Origin of the sequence: Glutamicibacter sp. FBE19 (assembly GCF_015524875.1) — a bacterium.
GTDB classification, from domain to species: Bacteria; Actinomycetota; Actinomycetes; order Actinomycetales; family Micrococcaceae; genus Glutamicibacter; species Glutamicibacter halophytocola.
Genome location: NZ_JACKQN010000008.1, coordinates 109,503 through 130,654, shown reverse-complemented (window position 1 = coordinate 130,654; position 21,152 = coordinate 109,503). Strand labels below are relative to the sequence as shown.

Annotated in this window: 19 protein-coding genes; 14 read left to right on the top strand and 5 right to left on the bottom strand. The window is 61.7% G+C overall.

Annotation, left to right across the window (positions count from 1 at the left end; all coding sequences use genetic code 11):
• Window positions 1-2 precede the first annotated feature (2 nt).
• The 8 genes from H6F58_RS13365 (at window position 3) to H6F58_RS13330 (ending at window position 11,622) form a co-directional block, all read left to right on the top strand.
• A complete protein-coding gene (locus tag H6F58_RS13365) occupies window positions 3-575 on the top strand; it encodes a TetR family transcriptional regulator (protein ID WP_171919545.1) in 573 nt (190 codons plus the stop codon).
• A 364-nt stretch (window positions 576-939) separates the two neighbouring features.
• Window positions 940-2,256, top strand: a complete 1,317-nt coding sequence (locus H6F58_RS13360; protein WP_171919544.1) for a BtrH N-terminal domain-containing protein — start codon at window positions 940-942, stop codon at window positions 2,254-2,256.
• A gap of 180 nt (window positions 2,257-2,436) precedes the next feature.
• Window positions 2,437-3,588: a GuaB3 family IMP dehydrogenase-related protein gene (locus tag H6F58_RS13355; RefSeq protein WP_060702157.1), complete on the top strand. Its 1,152-nt coding sequence runs from the start codon at window positions 2,437-2,439 to the stop codon at window positions 3,586-3,588.
• A gap of 210 nt (window positions 3,589-3,798) precedes the next feature.
• A complete protein-coding gene (locus tag H6F58_RS13350; RefSeq protein ID WP_146275641.1) occupies window positions 3,799-4,608 on the top strand; it encodes an SURF1 family cytochrome oxidase biogenesis protein in 810 nt (269 codons plus the stop codon).
• A gap of 47 nt (window positions 4,609-4,655) precedes the next feature.
• On the top strand, window positions 4,656-5,120 hold the full coding sequence (locus H6F58_RS13345; RefSeq protein WP_146275639.1) for a DUF3817 domain-containing protein: 465 nt from the start codon (window positions 4,656-4,658) through the stop codon (window positions 5,118-5,120).
• Window positions 5,121-5,278: 158 nt separating this feature from the next.
• Window positions 5,279-6,865, top strand: a complete 1,587-nt coding sequence (gene guaA, locus H6F58_RS13340) for a glutamine-hydrolyzing GMP synthase (RefSeq protein ID WP_060702154.1) — start codon at window positions 5,279-5,281, stop codon at window positions 6,863-6,865.
• A gap of 222 nt (window positions 6,866-7,087) precedes the next feature.
• A complete protein-coding gene (locus H6F58_RS13335; RefSeq protein ID WP_244652588.1) occupies window positions 7,088-11,308 on the top strand; it encodes a DUF4011 domain-containing protein in 4,221 nt (1,406 codons plus the stop codon).
• Window positions 11,305-11,622, top strand: a complete 318-nt coding sequence (locus tag H6F58_RS13330; protein ID WP_060702152.1) for a hypothetical protein — start codon at window positions 11,305-11,307, stop codon at window positions 11,620-11,622. Before H6F58_RS13335 ends, H6F58_RS13330 begins: the two co-directional genes overlap by 4 nt.
• A gap of 8 nt (window positions 11,623-11,630) precedes the next feature.
• Here H6F58_RS13330 and H6F58_RS13325 read toward each other — a convergent pair whose 3' ends face one another.
• Together H6F58_RS13325 and H6F58_RS13320 are read right to left on the bottom strand one after the other, a co-directional pair.
• Complete coding sequence (locus H6F58_RS13325) at window positions 11,631-12,341, bottom strand: SAF domain-containing protein (RefSeq protein ID WP_146275637.1); 711 nt, start codon at window positions 12,339-12,341, stop codon at window positions 11,631-11,633.
• Window positions 12,342-12,424: 83 nt separating this feature from the next.
• Complete coding sequence (locus H6F58_RS13320) at window positions 12,425-13,039, bottom strand: 5-formyltetrahydrofolate cyclo-ligase (RefSeq protein WP_146275635.1); 615 nt, start codon at window positions 13,037-13,039, stop codon at window positions 12,425-12,427.
• An 86-nt stretch (window positions 13,040-13,125) separates the two neighbouring features.
• On the opposite strand from H6F58_RS13320, the gene H6F58_RS13315 reads away from it, so the two are divergent.
• Together H6F58_RS13315 and H6F58_RS13310 are read left to right on the top strand one after the other, a co-directional pair.
• Window positions 13,126-13,752, top strand: a complete 627-nt coding sequence (locus H6F58_RS13315) for a GNAT family protein (RefSeq protein WP_146275633.1) — start codon at window positions 13,126-13,128, stop codon at window positions 13,750-13,752.
• A gap of 174 nt (window positions 13,753-13,926) precedes the next feature.
• The gene (locus H6F58_RS13310; protein WP_146275631.1) at window positions 13,927-14,787 is read left to right on the top strand and encodes an MFS transporter; all 861 of its coding nucleotides are present in this window, start codon (window positions 13,927-13,929) and stop codon (window positions 14,785-14,787) included.
• 89 nt (window positions 14,788-14,876) lie between these two features.
• On the opposite strand, the gene H6F58_RS13305 is transcribed toward H6F58_RS13310, so the two are convergent.
• Window positions 14,877-15,383 carry an Lrp/AsnC family transcriptional regulator gene (locus tag H6F58_RS13305; protein WP_146275629.1) on the bottom strand — a complete coding sequence of 169 codons (507 nt, stop codon included), beginning with the start codon at window positions 15,381-15,383 and terminating at the stop codon, window positions 14,877-14,879.
• 112 nt (window positions 15,384-15,495) lie between these two features.
• Here H6F58_RS13305 and H6F58_RS13300 point away from each other — a divergent pair, with 112 nt between their 5' ends.
• The 4 genes from H6F58_RS13300 (at window position 15,496) to H6F58_RS13285 (ending at window position 19,354) form a co-directional block, all read left to right on the top strand.
• Window positions 15,496-15,966 carry an NUDIX hydrolase gene (locus tag H6F58_RS13300; RefSeq protein ID WP_146275627.1) on the top strand — a complete coding sequence of 157 codons (471 nt, stop codon included), beginning with the start codon at window positions 15,496-15,498 and terminating at the stop codon, window positions 15,964-15,966.
• Window positions 15,967-16,006: 40 nt separating this feature from the next.
• Complete coding sequence (locus tag H6F58_RS13295; protein ID WP_171919676.1) at window positions 16,007-16,912, top strand: glycine betaine ABC transporter substrate-binding protein; 906 nt, start codon at window positions 16,007-16,009, stop codon at window positions 16,910-16,912.
• Between the two features lie 109 nt (window positions 16,913-17,021).
• The gene (locus tag H6F58_RS13290) at window positions 17,022-18,242 is read left to right on the top strand and encodes a pyridoxal phosphate-dependent aminotransferase (RefSeq protein ID WP_060702144.1); all 1,221 of its coding nucleotides are present in this window, start codon (window positions 17,022-17,024) and stop codon (window positions 18,240-18,242) included.
• Window positions 18,243-18,490: 248 nt separating this feature from the next.
• Entirely contained in the window at window positions 18,491-19,354 is an 864-nt protein-coding gene (locus H6F58_RS13285) for a PPK2 family polyphosphate kinase (RefSeq protein ID WP_146275623.1), read from the top strand.
• Between the two features lie 17 nt (window positions 19,355-19,371).
• On the opposite strand, the gene H6F58_RS13280 is transcribed toward H6F58_RS13285, so the two are convergent.
• Both H6F58_RS13280 and xseA read right to left on the bottom strand, forming a co-directional pair.
• Window positions 19,372-19,602: an exodeoxyribonuclease VII small subunit gene (locus H6F58_RS13280; protein ID WP_060702142.1), complete on the bottom strand. Its 231-nt coding sequence runs from the start codon at window positions 19,600-19,602 to the stop codon at window positions 19,372-19,374.
• Window positions 19,603-19,634: 32 nt separating this feature from the next.
• Entirely contained in the window at window positions 19,635-20,897 is a 1,263-nt protein-coding gene (xseA, locus tag H6F58_RS13275) for an exodeoxyribonuclease VII large subunit (RefSeq protein WP_146275621.1), read from the bottom strand.
• Window positions 20,898-21,152 lie beyond the last annotated feature (255 nt).

The following is a 21,152-nucleotide window of genomic DNA, read 5'->3' as shown; positions in this document are numbered from 1 at the left end:
AGATGTCCTCTCAGCATTCCTCCTCCGGTTCACGCCTGGGGCGCCGCAATGATCCTGAACGCCGCGAGAAGATCATGGATGCGTGCCTTGAAGTAATTGCGCACTCCGGAGTCACGGGCACCTCGCACCGAAAAGTCGCGGCCCAGGCAGGTGTGCCGCTCGGGGCGATGACCTACTACTTTGACGGCATGCACGACCTCCTGCACAGCGCCTTCAGCCGATTCGCCACAAGCATCAGCAATGGATTTGAGCGCCAGATGGCCGAAGCTGCCGATAGGGAATCTGCCTGCCAAGCGGTGTTTGAACGGATACTGCAAGCCAGTAGCGGTCAAGGTGATGAACTGATCTTGTCGCATGAGCTATATACCCTCGCCACCCGTGATGCTTCCTTCCGCTCCATCACCACCTGGTGGATGGGGCGCAGCCAGTTAGCGCTAGGGGCCCACTTCGACCCGCAGACCGCCCGCCTGCTAGACGCCATGATTGAGGGGCTGACCATTCACAGAGCCTTGGACTCAGAAGCACGCGACCCTGAAGAAGTCCGAAGCGCCATCGCTCGCATTACCAGACTTTAGAAGCCACTCCGCGATAGTTCCCTGTGCCCTGAAGGGCAGGGAACCCCGAGGGGCGCAAAACGAGATGGTGTCGGAAAAATCTACTGCTGAGGGGAGAGTCCGTCGGCGCGGGAAACCTCCAACGGGCACCCGGAACGCCACGGAATTGACGGCGGATCACCGCCCTGGGAAGCAAAATGCCTTGGCCAGCTTGGCTGGTGGCGGGGCAAATAACGGGCACAAGGGCCGCCAGCCTGAGCCAGACATTTCTCACCACGGATAGCGACCAGGGAACTGATCGACCACGCGTAGAATTATGGGCAGACAGCACCAATCGGCGCGGGATCCCGCGGACTGTGCGCGACCGCCAATAAAGGACTACATTTTGGGCCAGCCAGCCAACCTGAAGAAGCAAGCACGAGAACGCATGGCGCGCACGGGGGAGAGCTACACCACCGCGCGCAAGAACATCCTCACCGGGAAACCGGAAAGCCCTAAAGCTGCTCGTGCTGCCCAGGCTCGTGACTACGCCAAAGAAGCCAGGGAAGGAAAAATCGGGGCCAAGCCCAAGGCTCCTAAACCTGCACCCGCGCCAGCTCTGCAAGATGAGCTGCCGGAATACCCGGCACCAGAAGATGTCATCCAATACGATGCCGCGCTCTGGCACCGCGTCCTGGTTCAAGCCGGCGTCACCAATCCGTTGACCAGCGCTCCACTGAGCCAGGCACTGCTGGCAGGGCTGGCAGGCGGCATCGGCTTCATGGTCTTCACCTTTGAATATGCCGAATCCACCACCGCGACCCTGGTCACCCGTGCCCACCCGGAGCCATATACCCAGAACCTGCTGGCTCGCTGCGGTGCCACGATCAATGAACGCACCACCGGCTCCGCCCAGAAGGCTGCCGAATACATGGATGCAGCACTGGATGCCGGGCGCGCTGTGGTGGTTCGAGTAGCCATCAATGCACTGCCATGGATTGATGGCAACGAAGTTGATGAAGCGGAAACCATTGATCTGGTTGTCGTGGGGGACCACGAAGATGATTTGCTGGTCGATGATGGCTCGGGCCTACTGAATGTCATCAGCCCAGAGGATCTGGCTTTCGCCCGGGCCAAGCGCAAGAAGGAAAAGCACTGGCAGGCGTGGGTGCCTTCCACGCGCTCGCCAGAGGCCGAAACCCTGGCCGCCAATGCACTGGAAGCCATCGAGGAAACAACCTCGCGCCTTTTGGGAACCCGTGAGCTCTCCGGCATTCCGGAGCACTTCGCCAAGAACTTCGGCATCACCGGGATGCACAGCTTTGCAGCCCGGCTGCGCGACACCACCACCAAAACCGGCTGGACTCGCATGTTTGCCGACCCTGAACGACTAGCCGGTGCCATGAACCAGCTCTCCGGGTTCCTCACGGACACGCGTTTTGGCGGCGAAGGCGCTTTGCGCGGACTCTACGCGGACTTCCTCGACGAAGCTTCCGGCCTGCCAGGATTGTCGGCACTGGGCAAGCACAGCGCAGACTACGTGCAGCTGGCCCAGCTCTGGGATGAATTCGCGGACCTCGTCGATCCAGAAGTCGCGGTGGAAGATCGCAGTGCAATGTTTGAGCGAATGGCCGAGGCCATGGACCGGATTGCCGAAGCCGAACACCATGCAGCGTCGGCGCTGGCAGGTACCGCTCAATCCTTGGTTTCGAAAACTCGATAAGAACGAAACTATTATCTTCTCAGCCCTGCCCTGCGGTGACCAGCTTTCACCGCAGGCCAGGGTATTTTCGTCCGTTCCGGTGACAGTTTTGTTGCTATGCGGGGCTTTACAAACGTCACGACAGAGTGCCGTAGCTCTATGAAAAGCGGGAATTCGGCCGATACTTGGTAACCTAGTTAGGTGAGCAATGAGATTGAGATCGGCCGCGGCAAGCGGGCACAAAAGGCATATTCCCTGGACGACGTAGCGATCGTACCGAATCGCCGTACCCGTGATCCGAAGGACGTTTCGGTGTCCTGGCAGATTGACGCATTCCAATTCGACACCCCTATCCTGGGCGCACCGATGGACTCGGTGACCTCGCCGGCCACCGCCATTGCCCTGGGCAAGCTCGGCGGCTTGGGCGTGCTGAACCTCGAAGGCCTGTGGACTCGGTACGAGAACCCGGAAGCCGTGCTGGCTGAAATCGCCGGTTTGAAGTCCGAGGCGGCAACCCGCAACGACCCGAAGATCACCGCCAAGCTGCAGGAACTGTACTCGGCACCCATCCAGCCGGAACTGATCACCTCGCGCATCTCCGAGATCCGCGACTCCGGCGTTGTTGTTGCCGGATCGCTGACTCCACAGCGCACCCAAGAGCACTACAAGACCGTAGTTGCTGCCGGCGTAGACATCTTTGTCATCCGCGGCACCACCGTTTCGGCTGAGCATGTCTCGAAGACCACGGAACCACTGAACCTCAAGCAGTTCATTTATGAACTCGACGTCCCTGTCATCGTTGGCGGTGCCGCTGGCTACACCCCGGCAATGCACCTGATGCGCACCGGTGCTGCCGGTGTCCTGGTCGGCTTCGGTGGTGGCGCTTCGTCGACCACCCGTCGCACCCTGGGCATCCACGCGCCGATGGCTACCGCCATTGCTGACGTAGCTGCTGCACGCCGCGATTACATCGAAGAGTCCGGCGGACGCTATGTCCACGTCATCGCCGATGGCGGCATGGGCAACTCCGGGGACATCGTCAAGGCCATCGCCATGGGCGCCGACGCTGTCATGCTCGGCACCGCACTGGCTCGTGCCGAAGAAGCACCAGGCGCCGGCTACCACTGGGGCATGGAAGCAGTTCACGAAGCCAGCCCACGTGGCGACCGTGCCAAGGTTGGCACCGTCGGTTCCCTGGAGAAGGTCCTCTATGGCCCATCCCATGAAACCAACGGCACCTCCAACCTGGTGGGCGCACTGCGCCGTTCGATGGCCACTACCGGCTACTCGACCCTGAAGGAATTCCAGCGTGTAGACGTGGTTCTTTCCCCATACGAGTCTGACCGCTACTGATCTCCAGGAATCGAGCCCAGTTCACGAAAATGAACTGGGCTCGATTCGTTTAACGACGTCGCCCCTCGGGTCTGCGTGCGCAGCCTTGGGCGCTGGAACTCAACGAACAGCTTGCGTGGTTCGTTCCCAAGAAGCAAAAATATGGTTGTTAGGCCAATCTCACGCCCTCATTATTTCGAGTTCTACACCAAATAGAAGTACGGTTAGAGGGTGTTTAAAACCGCTCTGAAGCCCAAGTGGATCGGCGCCCTCATTGCCGCGCTCGCCCTCGCCACCGGATTCGTCGCCCTCTCGGGTTGGCAGTTCGGCGCCTCCGAGAGCGAGCCCATTGTCAAGGTCGACAAGACCGAGAAGCCGGTAGAACTGATCAATCACCAAGAGATCGGCACCGAGCTTCTGGGCACCAAAGCGGATCAAATCGTCACCTTCACCGGTGAATTTGTTCCCGGAACCGACCAGCTCATCGACGAGCGAATCGAAAACGGCAAAAAAGGCGTCTGGGTCATCAGCGAATTCAAGGTTGATGGCGCGAAGCAGGATGCAGGCATAGCGGTAGTGCGCGGCTGGCAGCCAGAGGAAACCACGCCTTCGGCAGCGCCTCAGGGAGAACTGAAAATCACCGGTCGCCTGCTGCCGAGCGAAGGCCCGGAGAACGAGCACGACCTGCGCAGCAAGACCCTCCCATCGATCGCTTCAGCGCAGCTGGCGAATATGTGGGATTCGGTCCTCTACGACGGATTCATCTCAGCCCACGAGATCACCACCATCAAGGGCCAGAGCGTTCAACAGCCCGGAATCGACATGATCTACGTCGGGCCACAGCCGCAGGAAGCCCAGGTCAACTGGCTCAACGTCTTCTACGGAATCGAATGGGTCCTCTTCGCCGGCTTCGCAGTCTTCCTCTGGTACCGCATGGTCCGCGATGATTATCAGCGGGACCTCGATGAGATTGCCGAGCGGGCCGCCCAAGCCCGCGATGCAGGCACCGAACAGAGCCCGCCGGGCACCACGAACGACTAGCATCACGCATACCGACCTCTTTCATGACTCGGAAGGAACCACCAGCCATGTCCAGCACCACCCCCGCACCGAAGCCCCGGAAATTTGGCGGCACCCCAGCGCAGATTCGCAGCGCCGCAAAGTTCTACAAGGTCTTTGCCTACATCACCGGTGTGATGCTGTTGCTGCTGGTCGTGGAGATGATCTTCAAGTACTTCTGGTCCCTGGAACTCTTTGTTGGCGGCACCCTGGCAGACGGGGCAGCGAACTCCATCGGCCTGTACAACCGCGCCGAAGTAGTCGGGGGAGCGAACATCTCCCTGGGCATCCTGATCGCCCACGGCTGGCTGTATGTGGTGTACCTGTTCTCTGACTTCCGCCTCTGGTCGCTGATGCGCTGGCCATTTATGCGCTTCATTACGATCGCTCTCGGCGGCGTGATTCCATTCCTGTCCTTCTACACCGAGTCCAAGGTGCATGCAGAAGTGGACCGCGAATTGGCCGCCCACCCCAAGGCCGCCAAGCGCTACTAATAGGGCAAGAACCCATCAGCCAGCGGGCGAACCAGAACACCTGGTTCGCCCGCTGTTTGCGTACATGGCCGGGCTTAGGGTCGGCGGCTTGGCGCTTGGTGACGCTGATGACAGTTCTCCGGCTGTTTCGCGGGCGGCGAACCGCGTAGACTGTAACGGTGACTACTGCTCCCCTCAATCCAGAACATAAGCCGGTTCTGGTCGTCGACTACGGGGCCCAATACGCGCAGCTTATCGCTCGCCGCGTACGCGAGGCCCGTGTGTACTCGGAGATCGTTCCGCACACCCTGTCCACCGAAGCCATCCTGGCCAAGAACCCTGCAGCGATCATCCTCTCCGGTGGTCCCTCCAGCGTCTACGCCGATGGTGCCCCTTCCGTCGGGGCCGACCTGTTTGAAGCCGGCGTGCCGGTCTTGGGCATTTGCTATGGCTTCCAGGCCATGGCCAACGCCCTGGGCGGCACCGTTGCGGAGACCGGCCTGCGCGAGTACGGCCGCACCGCAACCGCCTTTGACGGCGAAGCACGCTCCATCCTGGCCGGGGCCGCACAGGCTCCTACCGTGTGGATGAGCCACGGCGACTCCGTCTCCGTAGCTCCAGAGGGCTTCGAAGTATTGGCCACCACCGCTGGTGCTCCGGTCGCAGCTTTCGCCAATGAGGCAAAGCGCCTCTACGGCGTGCAGTGGCACCCGGAAGTCAAGCACTGCGAGTTCGGCCAGGACGTCCTGGAGAACTTCCTGTACAACGGTGCGGGCCTGGCCGGCGACTGGACCGCCGACAACATCGCCGAGGAGCAGATCGAGCGCATCCGCACCCAGGTGGGCACCGGCAAGGCCATCTGCGGCCTGTCCGGCGGCGTGGACTCCGCTGTTGCAGCTGCCCTGGTGCAGCGCGCCATCGGCGACCAGCTGACCTGTGTCTTCGTCAACCACGGCCTGCTGCGCGAAGGCGAAGCAGAGCAGGTTGAAAAGGACTTTGTCGCTTCCACCGGCGCCAAGCTGTACATCGCCGACGAGCGCGAGCGCTTCCTTTCTGCTCTGGACGGGGTTACCGACCCGGAGACCAAGCGCAAGATCATCGGCCGCGAATTCATCCGCGCCTTCGAAGCGGCAGAAGCGGCGATCATCGCCGAGGCAGCTTCCGAGGGCGAGCCGGTGAAGTTCCTGGTCCAGGGCACCCTGTACCCGGACATCGTCGAATCCGGCGGCGGCGAAGGCACCTCGAACATCAAGAGCCACCACAACGTGGGCGGCTTGCCAGAGGACCTGCAGTTCGAGCTGGTCGAGCCGCTGCGCACCCTGTTCAAGGACGAGGTCCGCGCCGTGGGCCGCGAACTCGGCCTGCCAGAGGAAATCGTCGGCCGCCAGCCATTCCCCGGCCCGGGCCTGGGCATCCGCATCATCGGCGCCGTCAACGAGGAGCGCCTGTCCATCCTGCGCAAGGCCGACGCGATCGCTCGCGCCGAGCTGACCGCTGCAGGACTGGATGAGGAAGTCTGGCAGATGCCGGTCGTGCTGCTCGCCGACGTGCGCTCGGTAGGCGTGCAGGGCGATCACCGCACCTACGGCCACCCGATCGTGCTGCGTCCGGTATCCTCCGAGGATGCCATGACCGCCGACTGGTCGCACCTGCCCTACGATCTGCTCTCGAAGATCTCCAACCGCATCACCAATGAGGTCGATGGGGTCAACCGAGTGGTGCTGGACGTGACCTCCAAGCCGCCAGGAACCATCGAGTGGGAGTAATCCCGCAATACTGCTAGTCCACGCAGCTTCGGCTGGTGGATCGGAAGCGGAACCGGCCTGCCGGTGAGCTGCACCTCAAACAGGTGCGCCCACCGGTTGCGGTTCCGCTTCCCGCAGTTAAAACGTGTTTCGCATCCCTGATCTGCCGGGCTTGTGCACTACGTTAGAAAGAGGCGCCTCTGCACCGCAGTGCGCCCGAAAGTGGTCGGTTCAGTGAAGGGAATGACTGTCGTGGCTAGTGGACAGAATGCTGCCGCCGAGCGGGTAGCAACCTGGGTGAAATCCCTGGGGCAAAGCGCGGGTGCAGATACCACCTTGCGGTTTGCCCCGTCGACGTCCAACAGCATCGACATCACCCATGCCAATCCCTCCGGGCTGGCGCAATTTCTTGCCGGCCGGCGCACCCGGCTCTCTACGCTGCTGCATGATGCCGAGCAGTATGCCACCGCGCGGCGCACCGCCCGCGCCCTGGCCTCGAAGATCAGCGAGCTCTGGGAAGAGCGCGGCATCGACGTCGGCTACCTGGCCGCCGGTGTGGCCAACTGGCGTGCCGTGCACGAGGGCAAGAGCGAACCGGTCTCCGCGCCGATCATGCTGGGCCGGATCACCCTGACCAAGCACGTTGATGCCGACGACTACGACCTGCAGCTTGTTGGCCGTGCCACCGTCTCCCCGGCATTCGTCCGCCAATTCGAGGCAGACCACAACGCCACGGTGGATGTCAGCGCCGTTGACTCCGCCGCCTACTCCATTGCCCGTTTTGATCCGGTGCGCGGCATGGACGCGCTGCGCCACCAGATGGCAGAAGTGCCCGGCGTGGTCGTGGGCCACCGGCTGCTGCTGTCCACCTTCTCCGAGCTGATGGACCCGGCAGACCCGGCCAAGCTCACCGGATCGCACCCGGTCATCGAGGCGCTGATCCGCCAGGACCTGAGCGAAAAGCAGGCCAAGGACTCCGTTGACTCCAAGGCCTCCGAAGCGCTGGCCAACCTGGTGGCAGCCAAGCCGGGAAACACCGCGGCTGCCAAGCCTGAAACCGCCAAGCCGACCGGCGACGCGCCCGAAGCGGCAGATGCCAAGCCCGAGGAAGCCAAGTCCGCCGAAGAGGGAAGCTCGCGTCTTCGCCGGGTGCGCAACATCCTCAAGGACAGCACCCGCCCGCGCAAGCAATCCGATGCCGGCGCCGTGGAGGAACCTTCCACCCGCAAGGTCCACACCGGCAGCAGCACCCTGGTCAAGTCCTCGGATGAACGCGACCCGGAAGACGAGCTCTACCTGCTGGATGCAGATGAGTCGCAGTCGAAGATGCTCGACTACGTCGCCGCCGGGGAATCGGTAGCCATCAATGCGGCCGCCGGCACCGGTGCCACCCAGACCGCGCTGAACGCCGCCGCGCTCTTGGCCGCGCAGGGCAAGCGCGTGCTGGTGGTGGCCGAGCAGCGCTCAGCCGCCGAAGAATTCGTGAAGCTTTTCAACGAACAGCTGGATGCCGCGAGCCTGTTGCTGGAACCCAATGAGGATCCAGAACAGCTGCGCACCTTGCTCACCAAGGCCATCTTGCGCAACGAGAAGGCCAGCGAGCCGCAGCTAGGCTCGCTCTTCAAGCGCCTGCGCGAATCCCGCCACGCGCTGCACGAACACGTCAAGTCGCTGCACTCGGTCCGCAGCCGCTGGGGCTGCTCGCCGTACCAGGCCATGCAGGAGCTGGCGCGGCTCTCCGCGCTGGAACCGGCGCCATCAACCACCGTGCGCCTGAAGCGCTCGGTCCTCGACTCCATGGGGCAGCGCGGCCATGTTGCCGCGCAGCTCAAGCGCGCGGCACAGCTCGGCGCGTACTCCAAGGAGCACACCACCAGCCCATGGCACGGTGCGCCGCTGCGCAATGCCGAAGCCACCGAGCAGGCCCTGAACCTGGCCAGCGGCCTGGGCCGCGACCTGCCAATTCTCCACGAGCACATGGAGAAGATCGCCAAGCAGTCGCAGATCCGGCTCGAAGACAGCTACGACAAGTGGGGCGACCAGCTCCAGCTGCTTGTCGCCGTGCGCGGTTCGCTGGACAAGTTCGAATCGGACATCTTCGAGGGCGACATCGACGATCTGATCGCGGCCACCGCCACCAGCGCATGGCGCCGCGAGCATGGCGTGGAAATGGGCTCCATCGTCCGTTCCCGGCTGCGCAAGATCGCCAAGGAATACGTCCGCCCGGGCATGCACGTCGCCGACCTCCAGGCAGCCCTGCAGGCAGTATCGGTGCAGCGCGATGCCTGGCGCGCCATCGCCACCAGCCAGCGCAACCCGCAGGTCCCCGGCGGATTGCTGGATGTTGAAGCCGGCTACCATGACGCAGGAGCCCGGATCGACAAGCTGGCGGGCATGCTTCCAGCGGCCCTGGGCTCGCGCTTGCGCGAAATGCCTATCGCCGAGCTGCTCGATACCATTGCAGCGCTCGTTGACCGCCGCGAAGATCTGGGAGAACTGCCCGAGCGCACCCTGATCTCCGAGCAGCTGGCTGAAGCCGGACTGGGCGATCTGCTGGACGACTTCGCCGAGCGCGAGATCGATGCCGACGCGGTAGACAGCGAACTGGAACTGGCCTGGTGGCAGTCCGTCCTGGACGCCATGATTTCCGGGGATGATTTCCTGGCGATGAACGACGGCTCCAAGCTTGAGAAAATCGAAGCCGACTACCGACTGGCCGACGGCGCGCATATCGCTGCCGGCCCGCAGCGCATCCGCTGGGCCCTGTCGCGCAACTGGAAGGCCGCCCTGGCCGACCACCGCGCCGGTTCGCGGGCCTTGCGCGAGATGCTCAAGTCCGGCAACCCGAGCATTGCCGGCCTCTTGCAGCTCGGCGCCCCGCTGGCCAACTCGCTGACGCCGGTGATCGTTTCGGCTCCGCTGCTGCTGGGCAGCGCGCTGCCAGAAGACGCGGAATTCGACGCGGTCATCCTCCTGGAAGCCAACTACCTTGCCCTGCGCGAGGTCCTTGATGCCTTGCGGCGCTCCAGCCAGGTCATCGCCATCGGCGATGAAATGCTTGGCGGGCCAAAGCGCTTTGAAGTCTCGGTTGACCCGACCGCCCGCGCGGTGGAACTCCAGCAGGAGCGTTCGGCGCTCAGCGCGCTGAACAAGGTCCTGGTTTCGGGTTCGCTGTCCACCGTGTACCGGGGGATTGACGAGGGACTGGTGGAGCAGCTGTCCACCACCTACTACGACTCCAGCATCTCGCGCTTGCCGATGGCCGTGAATATCAGCGGCAATTCGCCGCTGCTGCGCAGCGAGTACGTGCCTGACGCCACCGGTTCGCTGTCCAATAGCGAAGATGGCGTGCAGACCACCGCGGCCGAGGTGGCTCGCGTTGTCGACTTGGTCTTCGAGCACTTCAAGAACCAGGGCCGCGAATCCCTGGCCGTCATCGCCTCGAATCGCAGCCACGCGGCAGCCATTGCCGAAGCCATTCGGGTCCAGCTGCCAAATCACAAGTACGCCATGGACTACCTGCGTTCCAAGCAGGAGCCATTCGTTGTCACCACCATGGACCGCCTGATCGGCCTGCGCCGTGATGCCGTGATCTTTGCCTGGGGCTATGGGCGCACTCCGCACGGCAAGACCTTGCACGAATTCGGCGCGCTCTCCCGCGAAGGCGGAGAACAGCTCTTTGTCGCTGCGATGACTCGTTCGCGAAGCCGCATGACCCTGGTCTCCAGCCTGTTGCCAGGAGATGTGGATCTGAACCGCGTCTACCGCGGCGCCCGCCAGTTCTTCGAGCTCTTCGGCCGCGTTGAGGCCGGGGACTCGGGAGTCAGCGCCATGCGCAACCCGCGCTTTGACCCGCTGGTCTCTGACTTGGCTCGCCGCCTGCGCGAACGCGGGGCCATCGTCTCGGAAGACTACCGCGGCGTACTCGACCTCTCAGCCCACGTCTTTGATGCCGCTGACACTGGAATCCGCCCGTTGGCGGTAGTGTATGACGGCACCGAGCACTATTCCGAGCTGACCGTTCGCGAGCGCAGCCGGCTGCGCCCGGAATTCTTCGAGAAGCATGGCTGGCGCTACGTCCCGCTGTGGACCATTGACGTGTTCACCGACCCGGGCGCCGTCACCGAACGCCTGGCCAGGGCCCTGGCGCTGAAATCATCGAGCAGCCCGGCACCCTCCGGGGATTCGCCTTCGCGCAGTGCTGTGGCAGCAGCCCGCCCGGTGTCAGCCCGCGAGGTGACCACCGAACCAGCGCCCAAGGAAAAGACCGGATTGCTCAAGACGGCGAAGTCCAAGTTGGAGACCAAGCAGGGTGCGGCCGGCGAGCCTTCTGGCGAGAAGCAGGCTGATGGCAAGGAAGCCAAGGCCGCGGAAACATCGGCTGCCGACGCGCAGGCGAGCGCCACCCCAGCACCGGTTCCAGCCAGCCAGTCCGCTGAGCGGTCGGAGCCCAAGGAGTCATGACTTCTGAGCAAGAACCAACGCGCGGCCGCCGCAAGCGGCCGCGCGTTGTCGCACCACCACAGCATTTGGAACAGCGCGTTCAACTTACCGGAAGCTACACTCCGGTTCCGCACTCGGCTTCGGTTGACCGTGCCTTGGCGGACCCGCAATCCGCTGATGGCCCGGCCTCGGCTATTGCCCGAAACCAGGCGCAACGCAGCGCTGATCCATTGGCTGAATTTGTCGCCAAGGACCAGGACCCCCGGATGTGGGGAGAAGCGAAAGAAGATCTCGCCGAGGACATGAAGCGGGAAAAACCGCCGCACTGGGGCTGAGCTCCTTGCTAGTTGACCAAGACGGCTGAGACCTTGCCCCGCGATACCGCGCCGGACAGGTCATCCGAGAGGCTGCTGGCCGCCGCGACCACGATAATCCCTTCACCGGTCGGGGCCGCGCCGCTGAGCATGCCGAATTCGGAATCAGCGGCACTGTGCGGCACCCACAGCACCGGCACCGATTGGGCAATAGTGCGCGAGGCGATCTCGCGGTCAAAACCGTCACCGGTGGTCAGGACGATGTCCACCAGCTGGCCGGGATGAAGCAGGGTCACCGTTGCGGGATCGCTCAAGCGCAACGGGACGGCCACGGTGCCTTCAGCGGTGCCGGCGAGGAGCTGCTCGCCCACCAACGCATACTTGCGAATTACCGTTCCTGCGCTGAGCCCCACCGCTATGCGCTGGCCAACCAGCTGTTCGGGGGAATGGAACACTTCCTCATCCTGCGGGTCGAGCCGAACTCTCTGCAGCGAAATCTGGGTGGCGGAGATTTCGCTTCCTGCGGCAATATCGCTGGTCACTATGACCACTTCGCGCTGGGTCAATTGCCCCGAAGAAAAGACATTGAGCACACCAGCCAAGGCCAAGAGCGCAAAGGCCATGGCAAGGGGCTTCCGATAGCGCCGCAGCAGTTCGCTGCGCGTGCGGACAGGACGCAGTTTCGGCCGGGGAATCGTTGGGGGACGGGGCGCCGTGGAGGGCCTGGAGAAATAGTTCATCCTCCCATGCAAGCTGTGGACGTCCACCGCTTGGCTCGCCCGGTTGCGAAATGTGAGTAAGCAGGAACCCGGAGGCACGCGCCCTAGATGATCTGGTGCACCTGTGCGGGGGTGAATACGAGGTCCACCGGCTGGTCATGCTCGGCGACAGGGAAGGTTCCGGCAGGGACGAATTCATTGTCGTAAACGATCGCCGCGACCCGCACCGGGGAATCCTCGATGAGCGGCAGGAAGCGGTCGTAGTAGCCGCCGCCCTGACCCAGGCGAAGCCCTTGCTCATCGATGGCAAGCGCCGGGATGATCAGCGTATTGATGTCATCAAAGAGCTGCGTTCCCAGCCGTGGCCCTACCGGTTCCATCACCGGGGCCAGGGTGCTGCGCTGGAATTCAATCCCCGGCACATAGGCAGCCCAGGACAAGGCGAACCCTGGTTCGCATACGGGCAGGAACACCTCGATGCCTTCATCGACCATGGCATCCAGGAGCTTCGCGGTATCAGGCTCGCCGGGGGAGGAAGTATAGGCGGCAACCTTGCGGACAATACCGGTGCTCTGCGCCAGATATCCGAGAACTGTTCCAGCCAGCTTGTCGCCAAGCTCGGCACGCGTCCGGGTATCCATCGAAGCTCTGGCCGCTCGGATGGATGCACGGACAGCCTTCTTCTCGGTGTCGTGGTTCTTCGCAGGGTTCTCAGTCATGGCACCAGCTTACGCAAAATGCAACGAATTGCATCTGGCCGGCAATGCAATGCATTTAAGCCACCCGGGAGTATTAAGATGTGCTCATGTTCTTCTCTCGCCGTGCCTCGCAGCTGGTCCCCGAACTGGGTTCGGACCGTTTGCTGCTGCGCCAGTTGACCATGCGCGACGAGACCGAATGGATCAACTTGCGGTATGCCAATGCGCAATGGCTAAGCCCATGGGATCCCACCAGCCCGATGGGACCGCCGGAGTCGATGACTTATCGGCAGATGATCGCCGGCAAGGATGAGGCGGCGCGGGACGGCACCGGCTATTCATGGGCGATTGCCCTGCCACAGCTGCATCAGTCCAGGCCGCCATTGATCGGACAGGTATCGCTGTCCGCAGTCCAATACGGTGCCGCGCGCACTGCTTCCATCGGATATTGGATTGATCGCAACCATGCAGGCTTCGGACTGATGCCCGAAGCATGTGCGCTGGTGGTCGATCACTGTTTTGATGACCTGCAGTTGCATCGACTTGAGATCAACATCCGTCCGGAAAATGCCCCGAGCCTGCGAGTAGTCGAGAAGCTGGGATTCCGGGACGAAGGGGTGCGCCGGGCGTACTTGCACATCGATGGCGCGTGGCGTGATCATCGGACCTTTGCCTTGAACCGCGAAGAGCTTTCGAGCACGATGCTCGAACGCATCTACGAACGCAAAGCTTGAATGCGAGTTTCTTCAGCCGATGGCCCTTGGAATCGCGCAAAGTAGTGCTGAAAACTTATAGACACACCGACATATGTGCGTGTCACCGCAAGAAAGGTTGCATAGGGTTGATTTGAAAGAGCCGTACCCGGTTCTAAGGAAGTTGACCGACTCAATCGGTGATGGAGGACGCACATGGCTGGCACGTCACAGAGCGCTTCGCAGGAAGTTGCTGCGACCAAACTCAAGATACGTGTGCGCTATGGCCGATTGTCCGTTGCGCTGGTGGGCGCGCTGGCAGTTATCGCCACCGTCCTCGGAGTCGTTTTGGCCCCCTTCACCGCACTGTCCTTCGGAACAGTAGGGATCTTCGCCCTGGTCGCAGTGCTCTCATTTGCCACCTTGCGCATGCTCGCGGTCCGGGACCGGAACCGCAAGCTGCTTGAGCATTTGGAAGCAACCCGCCAGAAGGCGATGCAGACCCCAGCCTTTGAAGACTCGGCCAACCAGGTCATCGCCCGCAAGCACGAAGGCGAAGAGGTCTTTGACGCTCGTCCGGGATCCTCCCGCCGCGCGCCAGCTATCACTGCAGAAGAACTTCGCGCCGAAGCGCTGCGTGTGGCCCACGGCCATGGCGGCGTGAAGCAGCCTGATACCTGGGCGCCAACCCGCGTGCCGAAGCCAACCTACGTTGCGGCATCTGAACGCATCGCCAAGGTTGCCCAGGCTTCCAGCGAAACCGCTGCCCAGCGCATGCCGAAAGCTCCGCTGCCAGCGGAAGAGCCGCTGCGTCCAAGCAAGCAGATCAGCCTGAAGGCCTCCGAAGACGCCAAGCGCCTGGCTTCGGAAGTTTCCGCTGAAGAGCGTGCCGCCGTGACCTCGGTAGCCGTCAAGCGTGAGGAGCACGCCAAGGAATCGGCTCCCAAGGAGCCCGAGGCGCCCGTGGCCGAAACTGTTCCTCCAGTTACCGGGACCTTGCCTGCGGCTGATCTTTCGGTTTCCAGCACCAAGCCGCGGCTGAACTTGGATGCAGTGATGCAGCGCCGCCGCGCATAAAGATTTCGCACCAGAGGCCGATGGCCCCCACCGAAAAAATTCGGTGGGGGCCATCGCTTTGCCTGGGAGCTGAGTTCCTGGGGCGCCAGCTAGCTCAACATGTCGTCTGAAGGCAGTGGTCCTCGGTTGCCGCGGTGGTGGGCAAAGACCAAAGTGGTTTCAGTGTGGCCCACCGATTCGTCGGTGGCCAGGTTGTCCAGCACCCAGTCGCGCAAGTGGTCGGTGGACCCGACCGCGATATGCAGAAGGTAGTCGGTTCCGCCCGAAACGTGGAACATCGAGAGCACCTCTGGAAGGCTGGGGATGCGCTCCACGAAGGTATCGATCTTTTCGCGGTCATGGGCGCGAAGCTTCACCGAGATAAGGGCCTGGACGGTGCGGCCTACAGTGCCGAGGGCAACCTCTGCGTGGTAGCCGGTGAGGATGCCGCGCTCAACCAGTGAGCGGGTGCGCAGCAGGGCCGTGGACGGGGCGATGCCTGCACGCTGGGCGAGTGTGGCATTGGAGATGCGCGCGTTGGCGACCAATTCGTCGATGATGATTCGATCTATTTCATCAAGATCGACGTTTGAAGAATGCTCTGAGTGCTGGGCCATAAGAATATTTCATCACATTCGCAAGCCTTCAGCGCGATATTTGGCCAATAAACCAGCTCATGCCCTGAGCGATAGGGAAAATAAACGGTGAACAAACCGATATATTGGGGTTATGACACGACGTTCAGAGCATACCGGTGAATTCTTCGATACCAGGCTTGCGGCCTACTGCTTGGTGGAACACGAAGGAAAGATACTGCTGACGCTCTGGGACATGCGCCATCGTGATCCGAAATTCACGCCTCGCTGGTCGCTTCCCGGCGGCGGCATCGACCTGGGCGAACCAATTGTCGAAGGTGCTAAACGCGAAGTTTATGAAGAGACCGGTTACGCGGTGGGGGAGCTGTCCCTGCTGGATGTCACCACCGGTGTGATTCCCGGGGCAAAACGCTACTCGGGCGAAGGGCATCCGATGCAAACCGTGGCCGTGACCTACCGGGCGAAACTTACCGGTGGCGAATTGCGCCATGAGGTCAATGGATCTACCAGCCAGGCCGCGTGGTTCTCGCGCGAAGAAATCGACCAGCTCAATTGCATTGAGCGGGTGGACAGCATTTTGCGACTGACCGCGCCTCGCGAGTAACCGTCGAATCAAAAAACTCTGCCATAGAATCAATAGGGATATGAACTTGCGAAAAACCTCCAGTCTTGGTGTCCTGTGCCTTGCCCTGTTGTTGCCACTGTCTGCTTGCACCGATAACGAACCGGCGGCTCCGGCTGAGTCGAGCCAGGGCGCAGTTTTGAAGTTGGCACGTGGCGGGCAGCCGGTGCAGCAGGCATTAGCCGAGGTCTACAAGAATGCCTTGAGCGCCGAGGGATACGACGTAGAGATCAACAAGTCCACGGACGACCCCTATCAGCAAGTACTTGACGGCCAGGCGGACATCGCCGTGGATTACGCAGGAGCTGCGCTGGGCATGTCCAAGGACGCCGCCGGCATCACGGGCGAAGACGGTGTGCTCTCCGTTGATGACTTGAAGAATTTGCGCACCGAGATCAATGATTCGGATGGCAAGGTCGCCGCATTGGAGCTGAGCGCCGCTGATTCAGGCAAGGTCCTGGTGATGAGCTCGGCCGAGGCGCAAACGCACAGTATAGATTCCCTGTCCTCGTTGGCTGGTGATTGCCAGAAGATCACCATCATTACCGATGATTCCGAGACGAAGAATCTGGAAGCGGCACTCAAAACCGAAGGTTGCGAGAAGCCGAAGGTTTCTGTGGTGGAGAGCGCTGATCTTGCGACTCAGCTGCGAGCTTCAGTGGACCGCGCCGTCGCCTTGAGCGCCGGCAACGCGATGATTTCCGATGAGGGCTTCAAGAGCATTTCCGATACCGCCAAGCTCTTTGACGCGCAGCCTTTCATGTTGCTGGCCAACGGCAACGTGGATGACAAGGCCCGCGGCGAATTCAACAAAATCACCGGGGATCTGTCACAACAGACCTTGGTGGATTTGAATCGAATGGTCACCGGGCCCGGGGCGATGAAGCCCGCGCAGGCTGCGACCCGCTGGGAATGGATTATCGACTAGCAGCGCATGGCACTGCTCCAGCAATTCGACCACCAAGGATTTCGGCCCCACCTGACGGTGGCCGAGTAACAAGGTGTGTTCTGCACACCTGACATGAGAAAGTGTAATCATGGCAGAATTCAAGCAATCGACGAAACTGCACAACGTCCTCTACGACATCCGCGGTCCGCTGCTGGAGCATGCGCAGCGCATGGAGTCCGAAGGGCACCGTATCCTGAAGCTGAACATCGGCAATCCCGCGCCGTTCGGCTTCGAGGCGCCCGACGCGGTGCTTGTCGACATGATTCGCAACCTGCCAAATGCCCAGGGCTACTCGGATTCCCGCGGCATCCTTTCTGCTCGTACCGCGGTCTCGCAGTACTATCAGACCCGTGGCATCCAGACCATTGGCGTGGACGACATCTACCTTGGCAACGGTGTTTCCGAGCTCATCACCCTGTCGCTGAATGCGCTATTGAACAACGGCGACGAGATCCTGATCCCCGCCCCTGACTACCCGCTGTGGACCGCATCGGTTTCGCTGGCCGGTGGCACCCCGGTGCACTACCTGAATACCGAGGAAGAGGGATGGCTTCCCGACCTGGAAGACATGGAAGCCAAGATCACCGATCGCACCAAGGGCATCGTGGTCATCAACCCGAACAACCCCACCGGTGCCGTCTATCCGAAGGAAACCCTTGAGGGGATTCTGGAACTGGCGCGCAAGCATGGTCTGATTGTCTACTCGGATGAGATCTACGAAAAGATCCTCTACGAAGACGCAGTGCACATCAACACCGCTTCGCTAGCCGATGACGTGCTGATCCTGACCTTCTCCGGATTGTCCAAGGCGTACCGCGTATGTGGTTTCCGCGCAGGCTGGATGGCCATCTCCGGCCCCAAGCACCAGGCCGCGGACTACATCGAGGGCATCAACCTGCTGACCAATATGCGCTTATGTGCCAACGTGCCAGCGCAGCATGCGATTCAGACGGCGCTGGGCGGATACCAGTCCATCAACGACTTGATCCTGCCCGGCGGACGCCTGCTGGAACAGCGCGATGCGGCCTACGACCTGCTCTCGGCCATCCCAGGAGTCTCGGTGCAGAAGGCCAAGGGCTCGCTGTACATGTTCCCGAAACTGGATCCAGAAGTGTATCCGATGCACGACGACGAGGTTTTCGCCTTGGAACTGCTCAAGGCGCAGAAAATTCTTATTACCCAGGGCACCGCCTTCAATTGGGTGCGTCCCGACCATTTCCGGCTGGTGACCCTGCCTAGCGTGCGGGACTTGACCGACGCCGTGGGACGGATCGGACAGTTCTTGGAGGACTGGCGCGCTCGCGCATAGAAGCAACGGAAAACACCATCGCACAACGGCCAATAATTGCGGTCGTGCGATGGTGTTTTCTTTTGTCCAAATTCATCTGTGGAACCCTTCGGAGCCAGTTGGCTGATCCAGAACTCTCGGCTTGCCGGACGATCAATTCTTGAAAAGACTCACCGTTCAAATTCATTCTTCGAGACACCGCGGGCTAATGCCAGTACGCTGGCAAATATCCAGATTCACGGTAGTGAAGACCGAAGAAGGAGCCTGCCTTGAGCACATACCCCGCGAACCTGCTCGAAGCCCTGCGTGCCGAGCCGGGCCTGAAACTTTCACAAAGGGCAACCAAGGATCCCGGGTGGTGGCCCGAGGATGCGCCACAGAACAAGAAGGCAGCGCATCAGCGCATGGAAGAGATCGCCCAGCCGCTCTCGGATCTCCAGGAACGGCTCTTCGCGGCATCGGTTCAGGGACAGGCCGCGCCTTCGGTGCTGCTGATTCTCCAGGGCATGGATACCTCGGGGAAGGGCGGCATTGTTCGCCACGTGATGGGCATGCTGGATCCTCAAGGGGTGGAGCACCATGCGTTCAAGGCTCCCACGCCCGAGGAATCCGCCCATGATTTCTTGTGGCGCATCACCAAGCGCTTGCCAGGCAGGGGAATGGTTGGAGTCTTTGACCGCTCCCACTATGAAGACGTCTTGATCGCCCGTGTCAAGGAACTGGCCAGCCCGGACATCCTTGATTCTCGCTATATGAAAATCGTGGACTTCGAGAAGCAATTGGCACAGCAGAACATCCACCCGATCAAGGTCATGCTGCATATCAGCAAGGAGGAGCAGTACGAGCGCCTGGCTGAACGCCTGGAACGCCCGGACAAGCATTGGAAGTACTCGCCCGGGGATATCGATGACCGCTTGCTGTGGGAGGACTACCAGCAGGCCTACGAGATCGCCATCAACCGGACCGATAATTCTGCAGCCCCATGGCAGGTAGTTCCTGCGGATCAGAAATGGCGGGCGCGGCTGTGCGTTGCGGAGCTGCTGTTGGACACGCTGCAGCAAATTACCGTGCCATGGCCAGCAGCCGACTTCGATGTGGCAGCTGAAAAAGCCCGGCTGGAAGCCACCAGGTAGCCTTCAGCCAATCAGGATTATTCCGAGTCTGCGCCGACCTGCTTGGCGCGGGCCTGCTCCAGGCGCTGCGAAACTCCATTGAGCCAATTTTCGCAGTGGGCGGCAAGGGCTTCGCCGCGTTCCCACAGAGCCAGTGAAGCCTCCAGAGCCACGCCGCCGGTCTCCAGCTGGTTGACCACGGTGAGCAGTTCTTCGCGGGCTTGCTCGTAGGAGAGCTTGGCAATATCTTCAGGGATTTGTGCAGTCATGATGGCTCCAGGGTAGTTCGCGTTGGTTCGAGTTAGCGTGCGGCGTCGCCGGCAGGCAGGGATTCGGTGGTTTGCGCCGCCAATTGGCCCGATGCCAGCCGAATGAAGATTTCGGTGTTGACCGGAGCGTTGGCGGCTTCACGCACAATGCTGCCGTCGGCCAACTGGGTGACCGAATAGCCGCGGTCCAAGGTCTGTTGCGGGGAGAGGGCGCGAACCTGCGATTTCAGATGGGTAATCTCGTCGCGGGCACGTTGCACCCGGTAGTGCAATAGGTCGCTGGAACGCTGCCGATAGCGGGCCAGGTCCTCGGCACGGCTGGTCACCATGACCTGCGGGTTGGCCAGCACCGGTCGTTCACGGACGGCGGCCAGCAATTGGGCCTCGCGTTCCAGCAAATTGTTGATGGAGCGCTCAAGGCGGTTGCGTGCCAACTGCAATCCGCTGAATTCCTCATTGAGATCCGGAACGATGCGCTTGGCCGCGTCCGTCGGGGTTGAGGCGCGCAAGTCCGCCACGTCGTCGAGGATCGGCCGATCAGCTTCGTGGCCGATGGCCGAGACCACCGGGGTCTGCGCGGCGAAGACCGCGCGGACCAGTTCCTCATTGGAAAACGGCAGAAGGTCTTCCAGAGCGCCACCGCCGCGGGCAATGACGATCACATCAACGTCTGGATCAGCATCGAGTTCCTTGAGCGCGGCCATGACCTGGGTAGCAGCGTCAACACCCTGCACTGCGGTATTGATGACCCTGAACTGTGCCGAGGGCCAGCGCAGCGTGGCATTGCGCAGCACATCCTTTTCGGCATCCGAGTCGCGTCCGGTGATCAAGCCGATGCGTCCTGGAAGCACCGGGAGCGCCCGCTTGTGGCCCGGGTCGAAAAGGCCTTCGGCGCCCAGTGCTTGGCGTAGCCGCTCCAGGCGCACCAATAGCTCGCCCAGGCCGACCGGCCGCAGGTCGGTGGCGTTCAGCGAAAGGCGCCCGGTCTTGGCATAAAAGCTTGGCTTGACGCGGGCAACGACGCGGGAGCCAACCTGTGGCGTGGTCTCCAGCTTGCGCATGACCGAGGACCAGATGGTCACCGAAAACGAGTTGTCTGCATCGACATCGCGCAGGGTCAGGTAGGCGTGCCCGTTGCGCACATTGGCTTCCAGAAGCTGCCCTTCAACCCAGGCGAAGGGGGAGTTCTCAATATGGATTTTGAGCTTTTCCGAAAGGACTCGCAACGGCCAAGGATTATCCGCCGTGGTCTGCCCTGCCGTGCTTGGCAAGCTCGCTGCTGTTTGGGGCTCCATCCGGGCCGCTCCTTGGGAATCGAAACGTTGCACCAGCCTGCGCGTTGCTGCTGCACAAGTGAGACTACCGCATGAGGCCGACGGTTCAGCGGATTAGGGGCAGGGGTGAGGGCGCCAGCAAAGTGGAGCATTGGTGACAAAACGGGTGAAGTTTGTGGTCATTTTCCCTGCGGCGAAGAACGGCTGGGAGTAATTCCAACAATTTGGACAAGCCTTGGCCTTGCTATTGCCCGGTGCCCATCGCACGCGGACACT

What these genes read in the sequence shown, in the direction of transcription:
- H6F58_RS13280 (WP_060702142.1), bottom strand. Translation starts at nt 19,602, where the DNA reads ATGACTGCACAAATCCCTGAAGATATTGCCAAGCTCTCCTACGAGCAA.
- H6F58_RS13365 (WP_171919545.1), top strand. Translation starts at nt 3, where the DNA reads ATGTCCTCTCAGCATTCCTCCTCCGGTTCACGCCTGGGGCGCCGCAAT.
- H6F58_RS13320 (WP_146275635.1), bottom strand. Translation starts at nt 13,039, where the DNA reads ATGACTGAGAACCCTGCGAAGAACCACGACACCGAGAAGAAGGCTGTC.
- H6F58_RS13310 (WP_146275631.1), top strand. Translation starts at nt 13,927, where the DNA reads ATGGCTGGCACGTCACAGAGCGCTTCGCAGGAAGTTGCTGCGACCAAA.
- xseA (WP_146275621.1), bottom strand. Translation starts at nt 20,897, where the DNA reads ATGGAGCCCCAAACAGCAGCGAGCTTGCCAAGCACGGCAGGGCAGACC.
- H6F58_RS13290 (WP_060702144.1), top strand. Translation starts at nt 17,022, where the DNA reads ATGGCAGAATTCAAGCAATCGACGAAACTGCACAACGTCCTCTACGAC.
- H6F58_RS13325 (WP_146275637.1), bottom strand. Translation starts at nt 12,341, where the DNA reads ATGAACTATTTCTCCAGGCCCTCCACGGCGCCCCGTCCCCCAACGATT.
- H6F58_RS13315 (WP_146275633.1), top strand. Translation starts at nt 13,126, where the DNA reads ATGTTCTTCTCTCGCCGTGCCTCGCAGCTGGTCCCCGAACTGGGTTCG.
- H6F58_RS13345 (WP_146275639.1), top strand. Translation starts at nt 4,656, where the DNA reads ATGTCCAGCACCACCCCCGCACCGAAGCCCCGGAAATTTGGCGGCACC.
- H6F58_RS13330 (WP_060702152.1), top strand. Translation starts at nt 11,305, where the DNA reads ATGACTTCTGAGCAAGAACCAACGCGCGGCCGCCGCAAGCGGCCGCGC.
- H6F58_RS13335 (WP_244652588.1), top strand. Translation starts at nt 7,088, where the DNA reads ATGACTGTCGTGGCTAGTGGACAGAATGCTGCCGCCGAGCGGGTAGCA.
- H6F58_RS13305 (WP_146275629.1), bottom strand. Translation starts at nt 15,383, where the DNA reads ATGGCCCAGCACTCAGAGCATTCTTCAAACGTCGATCTTGATGAAATA.
- H6F58_RS13300 (WP_146275627.1), top strand. Translation starts at nt 15,496, where the DNA reads ATGACACGACGTTCAGAGCATACCGGTGAATTCTTCGATACCAGGCTT.
- H6F58_RS13295 (WP_171919676.1), top strand. Translation starts at nt 16,007, where the DNA reads ATGAACTTGCGAAAAACCTCCAGTCTTGGTGTCCTGTGCCTTGCCCTG.